The 18,851-nt window shown below is 35.2% G+C and carries 21 protein-coding genes and 1 riboswitch; of the genes, 3 read left to right on the top strand and 18 right to left on the bottom strand.

Going from position 1 to position 18,851, the window contains the following annotated elements:
* Window positions 1-279: 279 nt before the first annotated feature.
* The 13 genes from WCV66_RS13165 to WCV66_RS13105 all read right to left on the bottom strand — a co-directional run bounded on the left by WCV66_RS13165 (window position 280) and on the right by WCV66_RS13105 (window position 12,603).
* The gene (locus WCV66_RS13165) at window positions 280-861 is read right to left on the bottom strand and encodes a cob(I)yrinic acid a,c-diamide adenosyltransferase (protein WP_066330031.1); all 582 of its coding nucleotides are present in this window, start codon (window positions 859-861) and stop codon (window positions 280-282) included.
* 225 nt (window positions 862-1,086) lie between these two features.
* Window positions 1,087-2,886, bottom strand: a complete 1,800-nt coding sequence (locus WCV66_RS13160) for an ATP-binding protein (protein WP_066330037.1) — start codon at window positions 2,884-2,886, stop codon at window positions 1,087-1,089.
* Window positions 2,883-3,605, bottom strand: coding sequence for a response regulator transcription factor (locus WCV66_RS13155; protein WP_066330039.1), 723 nt, complete (start codon window positions 3,603-3,605; stop codon window positions 2,883-2,885). The genes WCV66_RS13160 and WCV66_RS13155 overlap by 4 nt, the downstream gene beginning before the upstream one ends.
* 147 nt (window positions 3,606-3,752) lie before the next feature.
* On the bottom strand, window positions 3,753-4,928 hold the full coding sequence (gene ccsB / locus WCV66_RS13150) for a c-type cytochrome biogenesis protein CcsB (protein ID WP_066330041.1): 1,176 nt from the start codon (window positions 4,926-4,928) through the stop codon (window positions 3,753-3,755).
* 104 nt (window positions 4,929-5,032) lie between these two features.
* Window positions 5,033-6,655, bottom strand: a complete 1,623-nt coding sequence (locus WCV66_RS13145) for a cytochrome c biogenesis protein ResB (RefSeq protein ID WP_338789287.1) — start codon at window positions 6,653-6,655, stop codon at window positions 5,033-5,035.
* A gap of 16 nt (window positions 6,656-6,671) precedes the next feature.
* Window positions 6,672-7,193, bottom strand: coding sequence for a thiol-disulfide oxidoreductase ResA (resA, locus tag WCV66_RS13140; RefSeq protein ID WP_338789286.1), 522 nt, complete (start codon window positions 7,191-7,193; stop codon window positions 6,672-6,674).
* Window positions 7,194-7,288: 95 nt separating this feature from the next.
* On the bottom strand, window positions 7,289-8,017 hold the full coding sequence (gene rluB / locus WCV66_RS13135; RefSeq protein WP_338789285.1) for a 23S rRNA pseudouridine(2605) synthase RluB: 729 nt from the start codon (window positions 8,015-8,017) through the stop codon (window positions 7,289-7,291).
* Window positions 8,018-8,278: 261 nt separating this feature from the next.
* Window positions 8,279-8,809 (bottom strand): spore maturation protein, encoded by a 531-nt coding sequence (locus WCV66_RS13130; protein WP_338789284.1) that lies wholly within the window; start codon window positions 8,807-8,809, stop codon window positions 8,279-8,281.
* A gap of 7 nt (window positions 8,810-8,816) precedes the next feature.
* Window positions 8,817-9,404, bottom strand: coding sequence for a nucleoside recognition domain-containing protein (locus WCV66_RS13125; protein WP_338789283.1), 588 nt, complete (start codon window positions 9,402-9,404; stop codon window positions 8,817-8,819).
* Window positions 9,397-10,548 (bottom strand): D-alanyl-D-alanine carboxypeptidase family protein, encoded by a 1,152-nt coding sequence (locus tag WCV66_RS13120; RefSeq protein ID WP_413789647.1) that lies wholly within the window; start codon window positions 10,546-10,548, stop codon window positions 9,397-9,399. The genes WCV66_RS13125 and WCV66_RS13120 overlap by 8 nt, the downstream gene beginning before the upstream one ends.
* Before the next feature lie 68 nt (window positions 10,549-10,616).
* Entirely contained in the window at window positions 10,617-11,084 is a 468-nt protein-coding gene (locus WCV66_RS13115; protein WP_338789281.1) for a DUF3907 family protein, read from the bottom strand.
* A 175-nt stretch (window positions 11,085-11,259) separates the two neighbouring features.
* Window positions 11,260-11,856, bottom strand: a complete 597-nt coding sequence (scpB, locus tag WCV66_RS13110; RefSeq protein WP_338789280.1) for an SMC-Scp complex subunit ScpB — start codon at window positions 11,854-11,856, stop codon at window positions 11,260-11,262.
* A 3-nt stretch (window positions 11,857-11,859) separates the two neighbouring features.
* A complete protein-coding gene (locus WCV66_RS13105) occupies window positions 11,860-12,603 on the bottom strand; it encodes a segregation/condensation protein A (RefSeq protein WP_338789279.1) in 744 nt (247 codons plus the stop codon).
* 206 nt (window positions 12,604-12,809) lie between these two features.
* Between WCV66_RS13105 and WCV66_RS13100 the strand changes: the two genes are divergently transcribed.
* Together WCV66_RS13100 and WCV66_RS13095 are read left to right on the top strand one after the other, a co-directional pair.
* Entirely contained in the window at window positions 12,810-12,905 is a 96-nt protein-coding gene (locus WCV66_RS13100) for a YjcZ family sporulation protein (protein WP_136351138.1), read from the top strand.
* Between the two features lie 92 nt (window positions 12,906-12,997).
* Window positions 12,998-13,528 carry a DUF309 domain-containing protein gene (locus WCV66_RS13095; protein ID WP_338789278.1) on the top strand — a complete coding sequence of 177 codons (531 nt, stop codon included), beginning with the start codon at window positions 12,998-13,000 and terminating at the stop codon, window positions 13,526-13,528.
* Window positions 13,529-13,572: 44 nt separating this feature from the next.
* On the opposite strand, the gene WCV66_RS13090 is transcribed toward WCV66_RS13095, so the two are convergent.
* The 5 genes from WCV66_RS13090 to WCV66_RS13070 form a co-directional block, all read right to left on the bottom strand.
* Window positions 13,573-13,938 carry a GNAT family N-acetyltransferase gene (locus WCV66_RS13090; protein WP_066330076.1) on the bottom strand — a complete coding sequence of 122 codons (366 nt, stop codon included), beginning with the start codon at window positions 13,936-13,938 and terminating at the stop codon, window positions 13,573-13,575.
* A gap of 186 nt (window positions 13,939-14,124) precedes the next feature.
* Window positions 14,125-14,589: a 6,7-dimethyl-8-ribityllumazine synthase gene (ribE, locus tag WCV66_RS13085; protein ID WP_066330078.1), complete on the bottom strand. Its 465-nt coding sequence runs from the start codon at window positions 14,587-14,589 to the stop codon at window positions 14,125-14,127.
* 26 nt (window positions 14,590-14,615) lie between these two features.
* Complete coding sequence (locus tag WCV66_RS13080; protein WP_066330085.1) at window positions 14,616-15,809, bottom strand: bifunctional 3,4-dihydroxy-2-butanone-4-phosphate synthase/GTP cyclohydrolase II; 1,194 nt, start codon at window positions 15,807-15,809, stop codon at window positions 14,616-14,618.
* A gap of 57 nt (window positions 15,810-15,866) precedes the next feature.
* Window positions 15,867-16,514: a riboflavin synthase gene (ribE, locus tag WCV66_RS13075; protein ID WP_338789277.1), complete on the bottom strand. Its 648-nt coding sequence runs from the start codon at window positions 16,512-16,514 to the stop codon at window positions 15,867-15,869.
* 330 nt (window positions 16,515-16,844) lie between these two features.
* Window positions 16,845-16,991, bottom strand: a riboswitch (FMN riboswitch).
* Between the two features lie 127 nt (window positions 16,992-17,118).
* Window positions 17,119-17,553 (bottom strand): peptidylprolyl isomerase, encoded by a 435-nt coding sequence (locus WCV66_RS13070; protein ID WP_066330089.1) that lies wholly within the window; start codon window positions 17,551-17,553, stop codon window positions 17,119-17,121.
* A gap of 330 nt (window positions 17,554-17,883) precedes the next feature.
* On the opposite strand from WCV66_RS13070, the gene WCV66_RS13065 reads away from it, so the two are divergent.
* Window positions 17,884-18,774 (top strand): DUF1002 domain-containing protein, encoded by an 891-nt coding sequence (locus tag WCV66_RS13065; protein ID WP_338789275.1) that lies wholly within the window; start codon window positions 17,884-17,886, stop codon window positions 18,772-18,774.
* Window positions 18,775-18,851 lie beyond the last annotated feature (77 nt).

Genomic DNA, 18,851 nt, shown 5'->3' with positions numbered 1-18,851 from the left:
CTCATCCAATGGTATCTAGCCTTATATGAAGTTCGTATTCCTCAGACCGGAGGTTTGCCGCTCGCTTCCTTCAGATTCTGCGTCACCACAGACACCCTTGCGTTAAGCTACTGCTACTTCTGCCTTCACAGTTCGGGACTTTCACCCTATAGACTGCACCCATGCTGGGCGCACTTAAAAAGCGACTCCTATTGTATTAGAGTCGCAGTGTTATTATTAAAACGGCATTTAACCCCTGCTAAGCAGGAACTAACGAGAATCATCGAAAGGCTCCTTATACTAATTGTCTTTTTTTGAAGGCTTGCTCTTAAATACAAGTGCACTTCTTTCGTATTCAACATCACTAATTCCTAAGCGAAAATTAATCACTCTTGCAATCGCAAAAAAGTAATCTGACAAACGATTTAAGTATTTTAAGACAATATCATTTATCTCCATTTCTTTTTGAAGTGTTACTGTACATCTTTCAGCACGGCGAGTAACAGTTCTTGCAAGGTGGATTACAGCAGCTGCCGGGCTGCCTCCAGGCAAAATAAACCGCTCTAATTCAGGGGCTTCTTTAACATAATGGTCAATTCTTTCTTCCAAAAAAGAAACCATTTCAGCGGTTGTTTTATATGGATATTTTTCTTTTACAACTGCTAAATCGCCCCCACAATCGAATAACTCATGTTGAATTTTTTCTAGCTCTTTGTAAATATCATCGAACAATGAGTCTGTAAGTAATGTCATCGCCTGTCCTACAAAGGAATTGGCCTCATCAATCGTTCCATATGCTTCTACACGTAAATCGTCTTTATCCACTCTTGCACCAATAAGGCTGGTTTTTCCGTTATCACCTGTTCTAGTATATAAATTCAACTTTTTTCACACTCCAATCTTCTTTCCTAGCTCAATATATATATCGTTTTTCCATTATGTATACAATTCGACTTACTATTTCAATTCACCTTTTATAGATGAATTAAAAATACGTTTGATATAAAAAAATAGCCTATTCCTACGAATAGGCTATTTAATTAAAAAGTTTGTCACACAATTTACGCATGCAAATTGTTTCTTATGAAACAAGATTGTTCGTCAATTTCAATCAGAATCTAGCTTTTTTCGTGGTAAAAAGATACTAAATGTCGTACCTTCTCCTATTTTACTATGAACTTGGATTTTCCCTTGATGTGCTTCCACAATATTCTTCGCAATAGCTAACCCAAGACCTGTTCCAGCTCTTCCTCTAGTTCTAGCTTTATCAGCTTTATAGAATCGTTCGAAGACAAACGGGAGATCTTCTTCAGGGATTCCACTACCTGAATCTTGAACTTTTAGTGAAATTCCATTTTCATTATTTGAAACAACGATAGAAACAGTGCCATTTTCAGAGGTGTGCCTTATGGCATTATCAATTAAATTTGTTAACACCTGCTCAATCTTGTCTGCGTCTAATACATAAATTGTTTCATCTAAATCAATATCTGCTTTTAAAGATATTATTTTCTCTTTTGCAAGGCCTTGAAACTTACGATTTATTTTATCGATAAAATTCGGTACAGAAATCTCCTCAAGATTTAGGGAGATATGCCCAGCTTCCATTCTAGCTAAATCTAATAAATCATTAACTAAACGACCCATTCGCAGAGATTCATCATGAATAACTTGTGCAATCTCTTTCTTCTCATCATCAGTGCTAGCAATATCATCAACGATTGCTTCACTATATCCTTGAAGCATTGATATTGGTGTTCGTAATTCATGACTCACATTCGCAATAAAGTCCTTACGGAGCTTGTCTAATCGACGTTCCTCTGTCATGTCTCTAAGCACTGCAACTGCTCCTCGAACATAGGATTGATTATATAATGGACTCATTAATATAACCCAGCTTCTTCCTTGAAGCGATATTTCTAGAACCTGTTCCTTTTCTGTATTAACTACAAGATGAAACAAATCATTTGCCTCTGGAGGAAGTTCTTCACTAGTTTGAATATTCATTCCTTGCTCATAATACCACGCCTGCAAGAATCGCTCTGCAGGGGGATTTGTGACTAATATTGTTCCGTTTATATTTAATGTAATAACTCCATCTGCCATACTACTTAATATATTTGATAAATGCTCCTTTTCTTGATTAAGTGCATTTATATGGAATTTTAATTGCCGCCCCATTTGATTAAAGGCAATACCAAGCTCTCCTATTTCATCATTAGACATTATTGGCACCTTCATATCAAACTTTCCTCTTGCAAGGTTTTGAGCAACCTCTTTCATTTTCCTTAAAGGATAGGTAATTCTCGTAGATAAAAAGAAAGCGAAAATTGTTGTTAAGATTATAGCGATACCCGCAGCTAAAATAATATATTTTGTTGTATATTTAGTAGTTTCGTGAACAGCTAACAGCGATTGCGAGATAAAAACAGCACCGTTATCATGTTCAGAAATTTTATAAGGTACGCCAACAATTAAGATTTCATCTTCACCGTTTGCTAATGGATTATTTGGATTAACTAGATTAGTTCGTTTGCTTATATTCTGGTCCTTAGTTAATACAGCAGCGAGATCTGGATCTTTTTCAATATCAGCAAATTCTAGAGCAGGTATTTCTTTATCTAGATTAGGTGAATTCCAATAGGTATCCCCGTCTTTTATAATCAGAATATGAGTTAATTCATCAGTTAATTCCCATGTAATTGATCTTGCAAGTTGTTGATCCTCATGACTTTCCATGATTGCAGATACTTTATTTGCAAGCTGAGCTAGTTCTTCTTCAGCCTCAGCAACATGATAATTTTCAATAAACTCGAGCATTAAAATTGTTAGAACAAATAAGACAAAGCAAACGAGTAATAAAATCGTTCCCCATAGCTTTCCTACAACACTTCTCCAAAGTATCATGCATTATTAACCTCAAATTTGTAGCCAACTCCCCAAACCGTTACAATCATTTTTGCAGCTTCAGGTGACACTTTGCTTAACTTTTCACGAAGACGTTTAACATGTGTATCAACTGTACGTAAGTCTCCGAAAAATTCATACTGCCATACTTCTTTTAAAAGCTTTTCACGGTCATACACTTTATCAGGTGTTTTAGCTAGAAAATATAATAGTTCATATTCCTTAGGGGTTAAACTCACCTCAGTTCCATCAGCGGTTACACGATGTGCATCATGATCAATAGAAAGATGTGGAAAAACGATAACATTTTTCGCTTTTGTATCCGTTTTTAAGTAAGAGGTCTGTGATGATCTTCTTAGCAAAGCCTTAACACGTAAAACAACTTCTCTTGGACTAAATGGTTTCACGATATAATCATCTGTTCCAACCTCAAAGCCTTGAACTCGATTCGCTTCTTCCCCTTTTGCTGTAAGCATGATTATCGGGGTTGCTTTTTTTTCTCGAAGTTGTTTACAAACTTCTATTCCGTCAATACCAGGCATCATTATATCTAACATAATAAGGTCATATTCGTTATTTAATCCCAGCTCTAATGCCTCATCACCATTTTCAGCTTCTTCAATTACATAATTTTCTCTTTCTAAATACATGCGTATAAGTCGACGGATTCGATCTTCATCATCAACAACTAGAATTCTTGCACTTTGATTATCTTCCATTTGAAGCCCTCCCTAGTATGTAGTACGTATAATGAAAAGCCTTCACTGCATTGGAGTGAAGGCTTTGATAGCAGCGTTGCAATTATTTTTATGCTACTTAGCACATTTAATTGACGATCTTACTATTATTTTAGGATTTCCTTTTCTTTATGCATAAGAATGCAAGCCTGCGATAACTAAATTAACAAAAATCAAATTAAACATAATGATTGCGAATCCTATAACTGCAAGCCATGCTGACTTCTCTCCATGCCAGCCTTTTGAGAGACGGAGATGTAAGTATGCAGCATAAAATAACCAAGTAATTAGTGCCCATACCTCTTTCGGGTCCCAACCCCAAAATCGGGTCCATGCGATTTGTGCCCAAATCATTGCAAAGATCAATGCACCTAGTGTAAATACAGGAAAACCAATTGTAACCGAACGATAGCCAATTTCATCGACGAGATCAAGATTAATATTTTTCGTAAATGGTTGAAGCAAAGCTGAGATTCGTTTACGAAATAATAGCCTAAATAAACCATATAAAAGGGTACCTACAATTGTTGACCATATAACAGTATTTACCTTGTTTGCAGAAAAAAGTGCTGGAAGCTCAACTAAAGGTGCAAATTTTCCTTCTGTCACCAATTCTCCTTCATGTGGACCTACTAAAGCCGGTAAATTAAATGTCATTACAGCTTCTTGATCATTTTTATCAATCCAATTAAATTCTGCTTCATATCCCAGTCCCTTAAATGTTGACGTAACAACGATAAACCCTATAGTTATAACTAGAATATACATGACAAATTCTAACCATCGCGTTTTACTCGTTGATTTTGTTTGATCAACAACAGTGACAAGGTGTATAATCCCTGCGATCGCACTGATTGCTAGAATTGCTTGACCTAATGCAGCTGTTGTTACGTGAATGTATAACCAGTGACTTTGTAATGATGGAATAAGTGGACTAATATCTGATGGAAACATGCTTCCATATGCAATAATTAAAATAACAATAGGTAAAGTAAACAGACCTAATACTGCAACTTTGTATATGAAAAATAGGATTATGAAAGCGAGGACAAGCATCATACCAAACGCTGTTGTAAACTCAAAGAGATTACTAACCGGCGCATGCCCAGATGCTATCCATCTTGTAATAAAATAGACTAATTGTGAAGCAAAACCTAAAATGGTTGTCCCTACTGCCAGTATAGTCCACTTACTCATTTTATCTAACTTGCTTCGTTTATCTCGGATTGAGCCACCAAATAGAAAGATGGCCACTAAATACAAAATAAACGCAATTTCTAAAAATGTACTACTTAATGATGCCACGTTTTCCCCTCCTTTTAGAAATGTGTATGTGCCATGACAGCCTCATAGGACAAGCATTGGAGCTAGTACAGAAAGCTAAGTCCAGAAGTTCTATTCATTAGTAATTATTTTTTTTCCATTTGATCTTTAGGGATTGTCAAAGAAGTACCATCTAAAATCAGTTTCAATTCCTGTGACAAACCGTACCAATTTTTATTTGTGTGACCAGCAATTAATAATTCATCATCACTACGTCTGATCCAAATTCGACGATGATTCCAATACATACCTTGAATAACACCAATCATAAAAATTGCCCCACCTAATGCTAAAAACCAAAGTGTTAAATCTTTTCTGACAGTTAATGCTGTTAAATTCTTTGTTTCAACACCTTGAAATTTCATCTTGTATTGATTATCTCCTGATGGCTCTATCGTCTGTTGAATTGCAACAAAACTTGTCTCGCCTTTAGGAGTTTCAGGTGTAATCATTTTGAAAACAAAAGCAGGATTATTTGGTATCCTTGTTTTTGTTGATGGAACACCTTCCTCATTAAAGAAAAAGTCTGGAAGATAAGTTGAAATTTCAACTTTATATCCATTTCCTAAATCGTAATTTGATTGAGGATCTAGAAGATCTACTGTAATTTCTCCAAAACTCTTTTCTGTTTCTTTATCTATTAAACTAAATGTCATTTTATTTAATTCATCTAGCTTATAATCTACTTGATAAAGTGAAAAAGAATTAAATTTAAGTGGTTCATTGACACGAATTTCTTCTTGCTTCACCTCTTCAAGATTAGGCTCTGCACCATGGACAATTTCACCTTTTCTTTCATATAAAACAACATTCGATTGGAAATTTTTAACAACACTTCCGTCTCCAACACGGGTAATTGCATCCGCGAAGACCTCATTTTCTTTGTCTTTCTCGTAAACTTCCATTATAAATTCTTTATTTTCTAGGTAGTATTTCCCTTCGGTTCCTGGTATGACTGCTGTCTCTCCTTCTCTAACCCAAAGCACTTCATCAACATACATTCCAGGTATAAAGCGAAGCATTGCCCCAAATAAGAATAATATTAATCCACAATGATTGACATAAGGACCCCATCTTGAAAAACGACCTTTTTCTGCTAATAAGTTTCCATTTTCTTCTCTAACATTGTAACGGCGAGATGTTAATCGTTCTTTAATGGTTTCAAGGTTTGTTTCATCAGTTTTAGTAGCACTAAACAACCTCTGGCGCTTCATAAACGATGCATGTCTAGTAACACCTTGCTTTTTCAATGCTCGATATAATGGTACAAAACGATCTAAGCTTGCAATAACGAGTGAAATTCCTAATGATGCAACTAAGATCATATACCACCATGAACCATATAAATTATGGAAACCTAAGTCATAATACAACTGACCTAGAACTCCATATTCATCTTTATAGAACTCACTTGCGGTCATTGTCGGAGGTATATACATTTCCTGTGGAAAAACTGTTCCTAGTGCAGAAGCAATTAAGAGCAATACAATGATCCATATTCCAACTTTAACAGATGAAAAGAAATTCCATATTTTATCTATAAATGTCTTTTTATAAGTTTGAGAACGTCTTGCAGATCCTTCATATTTCATATCCAATAGATGTTTAGGTTCTTTTTGCTCTTTATCACCTATCGTATTCCCACATGATTCACATATATGTGTTCCCTGCGGATTTGCATGACTACATTCACATTGTACCTTATTCATGCTGAAAACTCCCCATTTATGGTTTAATCTGTTCCATAAAATCCCTTACCATTCTCTCTGTCAATGAACCTGAAGTAATATGTACGACTTCACCCTCTGGGTTAATTAGAAACGTTGTTGGCAGAGGACCTACACCATAAGCATTTAACACTTGACGATCTTTATCCAAAATGACAGGGAATGACAAATCATGTTTGTCCACAAAGCTTTGAACCGCAACATTGGATTCAGCAATATTAACTGCTAAGACTTCAACACCTTGAGTTTTATAGTACTCATATTGATTATCCATATAAGGCATTTCTCGTTCACAAGGCTCACACCATGTTCCCCAAAAGTTTAAAAATACACCTTTACCCTTGTAATCTGAAAGCTGATGCTGTTTTCCCTCTAAATCAGTTAATACAAAATCGGGTGCTTCACTCCCAACCTTTACCTTCTCTTTGCTCACAATAAAATTTGAATATAATGTATATCCTAACGCACCAATTAATAAAATTAATATAATAGAGCGCATAAGTAAACGTTTCTTCTTCATTTACAAACTCCCCTACCCTTAAACATTCAGTGTCATTATAACATTATCCATATAGATGGTTTGCTGCAGTTTTTGAAGTTTATGTGAAAATTGTCTTACTTGTTGCCATGGAGAGCAAGAGCTCGAAGCTGTTTGACTTCATGTGGTGATAACTCTCTTGAATCACCTGTAGCAAGACCTTTTAAATCTAGAAATGCATATTGTTCTCTTTTTAACTTTTGGACAGGGTGACCAATCGCTTCTAGCATTCGTCTTACTTGACGATTACGACCTTCATGTATTTTCAGCTCAATAATACACGTCTGCTTTTTTTTGTCTACGGATAATACCTTTACTTTTGCAGGAGCCGTTTTTCCATCCTCAAGATGAACACCCTTTTCAAGTTGTCTTACCTTCTCACGAAGTGGGATGCCTTTAATTTTCGCAACATATGTTTTTTCAACCTCATAGCGTGGATGCATAAGAATATTGGCAAATTCACCATCGTTTGTTAGAAGTATCAGTCCGGATGTATCATAATCAAGTCTTCCAATTGGATAAATCCGCTGCTTTATATAAGGGAAAAAGTCCGTAACAACCTTTCTACTTTTATCATCTTTTGCAGCCGATATTACACCTGTAGGTTTATACAATAATAAATAAACAGGTTCCTCCCGTTCTAATGGTACTCCTTCAACCTCGACTCGATCTTGATCAGTCACTTTTATTCCGAGTTCCTTTACTACTTTTCCATTCACTTTTACTTTACCTTCTAATATTAACTGCTCTGCTTTTCTTCTAGATGCTACACCGGCATGAGCAATTACTTTTTGTAAGCGTTCCATCTTGTTCACCTCGTTAACATATTACTGCTTTCCAGTTTTTTTCACAAGTTTCGACAAGTTTAGTTAAAAAAAACAACATCAATTTACTATCATTTCACCTATTATCATTTTTTCGATATTAAACGTCAAATTGTGCTTTACCATCATACCACAATTCCTATTCTATGTTTAAATTACGTTTAACCGCTAGTTTTGTTATATGCATCATAAAGAGACTGACCTAAACGGGCCAGCCTCTTTCAATTTAGTATGAATTTCATCCTATGAAAACATCAATGTGACAATAACAATTGAAGCAATAATCCCCACAAGATCAGCTAATAAGCCTACCTTCAAAGCATCACCCATTTTTTTAATACCAACTGCACCGAAATACACGGTCAGTACATACAATGTTGTATCTGTACTACCTTGCATTGTTGCTGCTAGCATTCCGATAAATGAATCAGGTCCATATGTAGCAATTATATCGGAGGTTAGTCCTAAGGCAGCTGTCCCTGAGATTGGGCGAATAAAAGCTAAAGGTACTATTTCTGCCGGAATATTTAGAATATCTAATGCAGGCTTCATTATATTCATCAAAAATTCTAATGCACCTGAAGCACGGAAGATTGAGATAGCAACAAGCATCCCAACTAAATATGGAATGATTGAAAATGAAATAGTAATGCCCTCTTTTCCACCTTCCACAAAGGTTTCATACGTTGGTACCTTTTTTAAGGTACCGTATATAAGGATAAAGCCGATGATAACTGGTATAAACCATAATGATATTACCCCAATGATTCCCATGTTCTATTCACCCTTTTCTCTTTCTCCGATAGTAAAAGAATCGATCTATTAAAATAGCACCAATAGTTGAAAGGAATGTAGCTATTAATGTGGGTCCGACTATACTTGTTGGTGAGGAAGAACCATAGGTCATCATAATCGCAATCACTGTCGTTGGAATTAATGTTAAACTTGAAGTGTTTATTGCTAGGAACGTAATCATTGATCTACTAGCTTTATCTGAATTTCCATTTAAGACTTTTAATTGTTCCATTGCTTTAATTCCTAATGGTGTTGCGGCATTTCCTAAACCAAAAAGGTTGGCCATCATATTGGAGATCATATACCCCATTGCCGGATGTTCAGGTGGCACCTCTGGAAAAAGCCTAGATACAATTGGCTTAAATAAGTTACCTAGCTTTTCTAATAATCCTGCTTTTTCAGCAATCTTCATTAAACCTAGCCAAAATACTAATACACTAATTAACCCAAATGAAATCGTTATTGCTTCTTTTCCACCTTTAAAAACAGCTTCATTTACTTGCTCCATTGTTCCATTAAACATCGCAAAGACAATACCGATCACAGTTAAAAGAACCCATATGAGATTAACCATATTTATTTACTCCTGCTGCAGCAAAAAAAAGACTTTTAAACAGCTCCCAGAATGAACCTTTTGGCTTTTCAACTTGACCATTGTCAAAGTAAATTGGAACCTCTGCAATTTCATTTTTATCGAGCATAACAGACATTTCCCCTACAACATCAGGGACATCCTCAGGGTCTTTCCATTTCTTATTAGGTGTTATCAAGGAAAGATTAATTTTCACTTTTTGTAGTTCTTCAGCAGTTAAGGGATAAATGACATTTCTACTAATAAACACTCTTTCTTTATAAAAATCGTTGTCTAGTTTACCAAGTGTTCCCTGCCGTTTTATATTTACAAGTTCAAAATTGTTATAGGCATAGTTGTGAAGATTCATATGATCCTTCCAATCATTTGGATCATTTAAGGTAACAACAATGGTATTAAATCCATCCTTTGATGCTGTTGAGACAAGGGTTCGTTTCGCTCTTACTGTATAACCCGTCTTTCCTCCTGTGCTATATTCGTAAAGGCTAGTTAACAATTTATTTTTGTTATGCCATACTCTGTCCCATTTTTCATTAGGATTGGGGGCTCTATGGGTTTCAGTACTAGAAATCTTTTGATATGTTTCATTTTGCATAGCATATTGAGTTAATATAGCCATATCGTAAGCTGTGGAATAATGATTTTCATGATCGTCTAGTCCATGCGGATTTGCAAATTCCGTGTTTGTCATCCCAATTTCTTCAGCTTTTTGATTCATCATTACCACGAAGCCTTCAAGACTTCCTCCAACATGTTCGGCGATTGCTACTGCTGCATCATTTCCGGAACGTAGCATTAGTCCATATACTAAATCCTCTAATTTTATTTTTTCTCCCTTTTGCAAATAAATAGCGGATCCTTCAGCCTTAAGTGCATTTTCACTAACTTTTACCATTGTATCGAGCTTACCGGATTCAATTGCAAGAATTGCCGTCATAATCTTCGTAATACTTGCAATTCTCATCTTAGTGTGAGCATCTTTTTCATAGAGAACTCTACCAGATTCCTGATCAATTAATATCGCAGCTCTCGCACTCACACCTATTGCTTGTGACTGGTGCGGAAATAATGTTAGCAGCAAAAAAATGATGATAAAACCAGTTGTCACTTTCTTTATATGCAGCAAAGCTATCACGTCCTCTTACTTGTTTTGTACAAGTTTATGCACGTGGACAAAGCTTATGAATGGAAATTTCAAAATTGTGGCTGGACTCCTTTATCTAATACCTCTCTAACTACTTGAAAATCGTCTTCAAAGGCGGTGATTAAATCGGCTAATGAAGGAGGTGGTGTTTTTCTAAAAACAATCGCTTTTGTGCTTGAATAGGCACTACGACTATCTTCGTACCAAACATCATTCTTGGGGTGAAAATATCTTTCAATACATTGCTGATACACTTTAAAAAGTAGTTGGTTTGCCACATCTTCTTTAAAAGGCTGATTCCTTAAAATAGTAATACAGGCATCAAGTGCCTCCTCACAAAATACTACAAGCTTTCGAATGGATTTTAACAATTTTAAGAAGTAGTCCTTGTCGCCAGCTATTTCATTTTCTAAAGATGTGATTGTAGTAACATTCAAATAATTCGTTATTTTATCGACTACATTCTCCAAAAATACTACTACTCTCTTAAGTTCTGATTTTACACGTGTATTTTCCATCATACACACCCTTTTCGTCATATGTATAATCAATAAAAGCTAGGAGCAACTTCTCGAATAGTATATGCTTATTATTTTAAAAACTGAACATACGAAATAAGACTGACTCAGGTAATTTCACGCTTTTGCCTTTTTAGCAAGCATTGAACATTACCCCTAAGTCAGTCTTAGTTCATTATTTTAGTTCCTCTAATGTTTCATTAAATTTTTCAAAGAATAAGTCTGCTTCTTCCTGTTCATATTCTTCATTTTCTTTATCCGGAAGAGGTGGAAGCTCTTTTATTGATTTCAATCCGAAATATTCAAGGAATTCCTTTGTTGTACCATATAGTATGGCGCGACCTGTACCTTCTGCCCTACCAACCTCTTTTATTAGAATTTTTGCTACAAGGGTCTGGATTGGACGCTCTGTTTTCACTCCACGGATTTCTTCAATTTCAGTTCTTGTAATTGGTTGTCTATAGGCAACAATAGCTAAAGTTTCAAGCGCTGCTTGTGATAGTGAAGCATTTACAGGTGCTTCAACTAATCTTTTCAAATAAATTGCATGATCCTTTTTCGTAGTTAATTGGTATTGTCCTGCAACTACGACTAATTCTATTCCACGTTCATTTCCTTTATAACTTTGTGACAGCTCTTCTAATATATCAATGACTTCCTGTTCTTCTAGTTCTAAAACAACCGTAAACTGTTTTAAAGAAAGACCCTCATCACCTGAAGCAAATAAAAGAGCTTCTACAATAGCTTTCCACTCAATTAAACCTAAGGACATGAGCTACTCACTCCCCATAATATAAATATCTGCAAAATTATTTTCTTGTTCAATTAATATCGAATGTGATTTCATCAATTCTAATATTGCTAAAAACGTAACGACTAAATGATCTTTACTGTTGGATGGAAATAAATCCACAAATCGACGTCTCCCAGGACTTGATCGTAAATCATCTAAGATCTCTTCCATTCTTTTTTCAATTGGAATTTCTTGCCTAGCTATTTTTGTTTGGATTGGTTTTTGTATTTTCTTTCTTCTTAACATTTTTTGAAATGCACCAAGCATGTCATATAAAGAAACATTCAAAGAATCCATTTGATTTACTGGCAATGTGCCGTATTCACTTAAATCACTAGGTGGCTTAGTAAAGACCTGTGACCGGTCTTCTTCAAGAGTACGTAAGTCCTCAGCTGCTTCTTTATAAACACGATACTCAATTAACCTTCTCATTAACTCTTCCCGAGGATCTTCTTCTGGCTCTTCTCCATATTCATCCTCAAATAGCTCTTCATCTTGTTTTGGTAAAAGCATTCTACTTTTAATTGAAAGCAATGTAGCTGCCATAACTAAATATTCGGATGCAATATCAAGCTGCAACTCTTGCATTGTGTGAATGTAAAGCATGTATTGCTCTGTAATTTCTGAAACAGGAATATCATATATATCAATTTCTAAACGATTAATTAAATGTAGTAAAAGGTCTAATGGACCTTCAAAAGCATCAATCTTCACATGATATTGCAATTTTATATCCCACCATTCTTACAACTAGCCAACATATAGTATAGAGTAAAATTTAAGCATGTCCAATAATATTTAAGGTATTTTAACAAAAATATTCATAACTAGTTGTAAGAAAAATACCTAATAATTGGTCATTCGCCCATACATTTCAGCTCTTTCCTCATATATTACAAATGTAATAGCTAAACATTAAGGAGGAATTAAACATGGGTGAACATGGTTTTAACTATGGTGGAGGATTTGCGTTAATCGTTGTATTGTTTATTTTATTAATTATCGTTGGTGCTGCTTGGTTATACTAAAGAATGCAAGAGGCTGCTGAGTGTATCAGCAGTCTTTGTTTACTTTTATGATACAATTATATATATAGAATCACTGAAGGGATGAAACGAGTATGTATGACCGTGCCTTTATAGAATATCTCCTACACTTTCATTGTGAACGGGATTATTTTGAGTGCCATGAAGTGTTAGAAGAGCATTGGAAAGCTGATCCACCTAAGAACCGGAAAAAATACTGGGTTGGTCTTATTCAAATTGCTGTTGGCTTATATCATCAAAGGCGAGGGAATTTTTCCGGAGCATTGCGAATGATTTCAAATTCAATTCAGTTATTGGAGAATGATAGACAGGCAATTGAAAAGCTTGGATTACATAGTGAAGAGCTAATTAACGAATTAAAAAAGCGAAAAAACGAAATTCTAGATAAAAGAGGCTACTATAGCTTCAATTTACCAATCATCGATAAGGAATTGTTACACATGTGCAAAATGCAATGTAAAGACTCACATAAGGTATGGGGAAAAGATAGTGACTTATTGGATGAGTATTTAATTCATAAGCATAAAAAACGAAATCGATCTGCTGTTATTGAACAACGATTACAGCAGCTTGAAATACGAAAAAGGTCCAGAAACTCTAAATAATAGTTAAAGCCAGAGATCACAATAAATTGATCTCTGGCCTTTCACTAACAATCTAGGTCTTTATCAGCATTACACTTTTTAAAGAATGCCTCTGTTTCGTCATTAGGAACAACAGATTTGTTTTTGTATAGGTCTCTTACTGCATTTACCATACGTTTACCGATACCTTGTTGCCTATGGGAAGGATTCACTGAGATATGTTGAACTTCTACCAGGTCCTCACCTTTAAAAACAACTCCAATGGCACCAATAATATCCTCTTCTTGTTTCCATAGAAACAACTGCCAATCATCTGTCGTTTCATATTGCTTAATAGTTTGTTGTAATTGCTTAAGATCCTTTTCACCTGGCATAAATGACAAGAGACCCATTGCAATTTTTTCAAAACTTTTTTTATAACGTATTAACATAAATACCCCTCATTAACGAAATAGCTTCCTAAAAAGCGAAAGCATTAGTCAAGCGTCGATAAAAAATATAAGATACAAAAACGAAACATGATACCCTTTTATATTGCTGATGTTTGAATTTCAAGAAAACTACTTCTCAAAACATTATAAACAGTTTTTTATCGATTTTAAACACTTTTTGTAAAATTAATGTAGGGCTTTAAGTAAATTTGACATTTCAATAGCTGTAACGGCTGCTTCATATCCTTTGTTACCAGCCTTTGTGCCAGCTCTCTCTACTGCTTGCTCAATTGTTTCAGTTGTTAAAACACCAAATACTACTGGAACACCTGTTGATAAAGATGCTTTAGAGACACCTTTAGCTGCCTCATTACAAACATAATCATAATGAGTTGTTGCTCCACGAATAACTGTACCTAATGTAATAACAGCATCATAATTCCCTGTTTCAGCAAGTTTTTTTGCTATTAGAGGTAATTCAAAAGCACCGGGAACCCAAGCTACAGTTACATTTTCTTCTTCTACACCGTGCCTTCTTAACCCATCCTCTGCTCCACCTAACAGCTTAGACGTAATAAATTCATTGAAACGAGCAACTACGATCGCTACCTTTAATCCACTACCAATTAAATGACCTTCAAATGTTTTCATCTATAATTCCTCCTGATTTGTTTGTATTAAAAATGTAAATAATGTCCAAGTTTTTCATACTTTGTTCTTAAGTATTGTTCATTCTCTTCTCTTGCCGGCATTTCAATAGGTACTCGATCAACAACAGTTAAGTCGTATCCTTCAAGTCCTGCAATTTTCCTAGGATTATTCGTTAATAGGTTCATTTTTTCAATTCCTAAATCTTTTAGGATTTGAGCACCAATTCCATAATCTCGGAGATCAGGAGCAAAGCCTAGCTTTTCATTTGCTGCTACTGTATCATACCCTTGCTCTTGAAGCTTATACGCTCTCATTTTATTTAGTAAACCAATGCCCCTGCCTTCTTGGCGCATATACAATAATACACCTTTGCCCTCTTTCTCAATTTGTGCAAGTGCTGCGTGCAATTGTGGACCACAATCACATCGATATGAACTAAAAACATCACCTGTTAAGCACTCAGAATGCACTCTTACTAATGTGGGTACAGTTGTATCAATTTCACCTTTTACAAGTGCAACATGTTCTTTATCATCTAATGAGTTAGAATAACCTATGGCTTTAAATGATCCATATTCTGTTGGTAAATCAATTTCTATTTCTCTCTTAACTAATTTTTCGCTTCGATTACGGTATTGGATTAAATCCTTAATCGTAATGATTTTCAAATCTAGCTGTTCAGCAATTATTAGTAAATCAGGTACTCTCGCCATCGTACCATCTTCTTTAATGATTTCACAAATAACACCACCAGGCTTTGCACCGCAAAGAATGGATAAATCCACAGCTGCTTCAGTATGGCCTGCTCTCCGAAGTACTCCACCTTCCTTAGCCACTAATGGAAATGTATGACCTGGACGTTTAAAATCGGATGGATTTGTATCATCTGCTAGTAATGCTTTAACGGTGTCCGCACGTTCAAATGCACTGATTCCCGTTTTATTCGATTTATAATCAACACTAACAGTGAAGGCAGTACCATGTGGATCTGTGTTTTGATTAACCATCGGCGTTAGTTCTAATCTTTTAGCTTGTTGTTCAGTAATCGGAACGCAAACTAATCCTCTTCCGTGCTTAATCATAAAATTAATCGTTTCTGGTGTCACTCGATCTGCTAAGGAGACAAAATCCCCTTCATTTTCCCTATCTTCGTCATCAACAACTATAATAACCTTACCTTCTTTTAGATCATGAATGGCATCTTCTATTTTATGAAACATTGTCAAGCCTCCTTCATCTTTATCATTTCCAATCAATAATAAAGGTGTTTTCGTCCCTTAATAAAATCCATTATCTGCTAAAAATGATTTACTCAATGAAGAGTTCTTTGGATTTACCTGTTGGTTAATAAATTTTTTTATATACTTACCAATCATATCGCATTCAATATTAACAATGTCTCCAACAACTTTCGTACCGAGGATTGACTCTGTTAGCGTATGAGGAATAATTGAAATAACAACTTTATCTTTTTCCAGACCAAATATTGTTAAACTAATTCCATCAATTGTGATCGAACCTTTATGAATTAGAGTATCTGTTAACTCTTCTGCTACCTGTAATTCGTAATAAACAGCATTTGAAACACGTTGTTTTTTACTAATTTTAGCTATTCCATCAACATGCCCTGAAACAAAATGTCCTCCGAAACGACCGTTAGCAGCCATCGCTCTTTCCAAATTAACTTTGGAACCTTGCTTTAATTGGTTTAACGACGTGTCTTTTACAGTTTCAGGCATCACATCAACAGAAAAAGAAGCTGGACTGAAATCTGTAACTGTTAAACAAACTCCGTTAACGGAAATACTATCCCCCAAGGACATATCACCCATTATTTTTTTGGCTGCTATTGTAAAAACAATTGCGTCCTTAGAACCTTGAACGCTTGATATCGTACCAATTTCTTCAACAATTCCTGTAAACATTAAGTTCCCTCACTTTGCTGCATACTAATAGCTATTAATAAACATATAGACCTCCCCTTTGATAAAGATGTCCATATTTACGTTTACTCGAGAAAAGTACACGGCGCCAGTTATCGGTCAATAAGCATACGAAGGCATATGACTTAAGCTGACAGCGCCTGGAGCTAGACACGAAAACTAAGTACTAAAAACATATACTTTTTTATCGTTTTAAAAAAGCCCATAGTCAATAGACTAGGGCTTTTAATTTAAGAAATTGATATTTGAGTAAGTCAAATAAGAGTATTAAAAATTGATTTTTAAACAAATTTTAATACGCCGCAAAATCGCGCAATTCTTCTCCCATCCAGACTTTAACTGTCGGCTCTAGAGTTTCACTAGATCCACCGTTAATATATATTAACGGGTCACGGACTAAGAAGCTATTTTAGCTTCATCACCGCCGGTAGGGAATTCCACCCTGCCCCGAAGAATGTAAAACGAAATATGAAGTTATAATTTTATTTTATCCGTATAATGTGATATATGCAATCTTTTAGATATTTAAATAAAACAAAAAGCTGAAACTATTCTCAAATGAACAGTCGCAGCTTTTAAATTGTTCTTACTCTTCGTACACTTTTACTTCCTTCATAACATCGTTTGGCTTAATTTTATATACTGCTTCAAGATTTTCATTAACCTTACCAAAAACAGTATGAACTCCATTTAAATGGGGTTGTGGCTCATGAACGATGAAGAATTGGCTTCCACCAGTATCTTTACCTGCATGTGCCATTGATAAAGAACCTGCTTCATGCTTATGCGGGTTTCCTTGTGTTTCACACTTAATTGAATAACCAGGACCACCAGTACCTGTACCTTGTGGACAGCCGCCTTGTGCAACAAATCCAGGGATTACACGGTGAAATGTTAAACCATTGTAAAAACCTTCATTTGCTAATTTTTCAAAGTTAGCTACCGTACCAGGTGCTTCATTTGGAAATAATTCGATACCAAGTGTATCTCCATTTTCCATTGTAATTTGTGCTTTTTTCATATGTATGTAACCTCCAATAAGTTTAATACGTCTAATAGACATGAATACCTTTCTATTCTACTATAATCAAGGAGTGAACAGCAAATAAGAAACGCAAAAGGTGTCGTAACCTTCGACAGCATTTACCATTCTGGTGGTACTTGGAGCGAGAAACAAATATTTTACCAAATACGATATTGTTGATTAACTAGAAAAATGATACCCTTCATCTAAACGAAATAAAACCTAAAATAAAGGAATAAACTTCAAAATACTATTGACTTTTGAAAAAAAACACTATAATAGATTGTATTAAAGACACTTGCTTTACAAATAAAGGAGGATTCACCTTTGAAAAAGTATGTTTTAAGCTTAATTGCTGTATTACTATTTGCATTTCCATCACTAAGCCATGCGGATGCAGTGGTTGGTGACCTAATAATTACACTTGGGGAAAATTTAACTGAACAACAAAAACAAAATCTGCTAAAAGAAATGAACGCAACCGAACAGAATCAAATCATCACCGTTTCTAATAAAGAAGAACATAAATATTTAGGTGATTATATTCCTAAAGCAACAATAGGGACGAAAGCTATTTCTTCAACAAGTATAACAATTGAAAAAGAAGGTTCCGGACTTGAGGTAAGTACGAAAAATATTAACTGGGTAACTGATGAAATGTATTTAAATGCACTCATGACAGCTGGTGTTAAGGATGCAACAATCTATGTTACAGCTCCATTTGAAGTTTCAGGAACTGCTGCATTAACTGGATTAATAAAGGCCTACGAAATTTCTTCAGATGAAGCGATACCTGAGGATGTTAAGCAAGTAGCTAATGAGGAACTTGTCACAACAGCAAAGCTTGGTGATGAAGTTGGTGCTGAAAATGCCTCAGCCCTTATGGCAAAAATCAAAGACGAAATCGCAAAAAATGGCGTTCCTGAAACAGAAGCTGATCTTAGAACACTTATCGAAAATGCAGCCAAAGACCTCGGAATTACCTTATCAGAAGCAGATATTAACAGTCTAATTGAACTATTTAATAAAATGAAGGACATTAATATCGATTGGAATCAAGTTGGTCAGCAGCTTGATAAGGCTCAAGATAAAATATCAAACTTCCTGAACTCTGAGGAAGGTCAAACCTTCTTACAACAAGTGAAGGATTTCTTTATTGCCTTATGGAATGCGATTATTTCCATCTTTACTAATAATGAGCAATCCGCAATGAATTAATAGATATCTGAATATAACAGTAAGAGGAGCAACGTTTTTCCGTTGCTCCTCTTACTGTTATAAATTATATAAAAGCA

The sequence above is a fragment of the Metabacillus rhizosphaerae genome, assembly GCF_037201795.1.
In the GTDB taxonomy this organism is placed as follows: Bacteria; Bacillota; Bacilli; order Bacillales; family Bacillaceae; genus Metabacillus; species Metabacillus rhizosphaerae.
The sequence above is the reverse complement of the archived record's forward strand: the minus strand, read 5'-3'. Positions and strand labels throughout refer to the sequence as shown.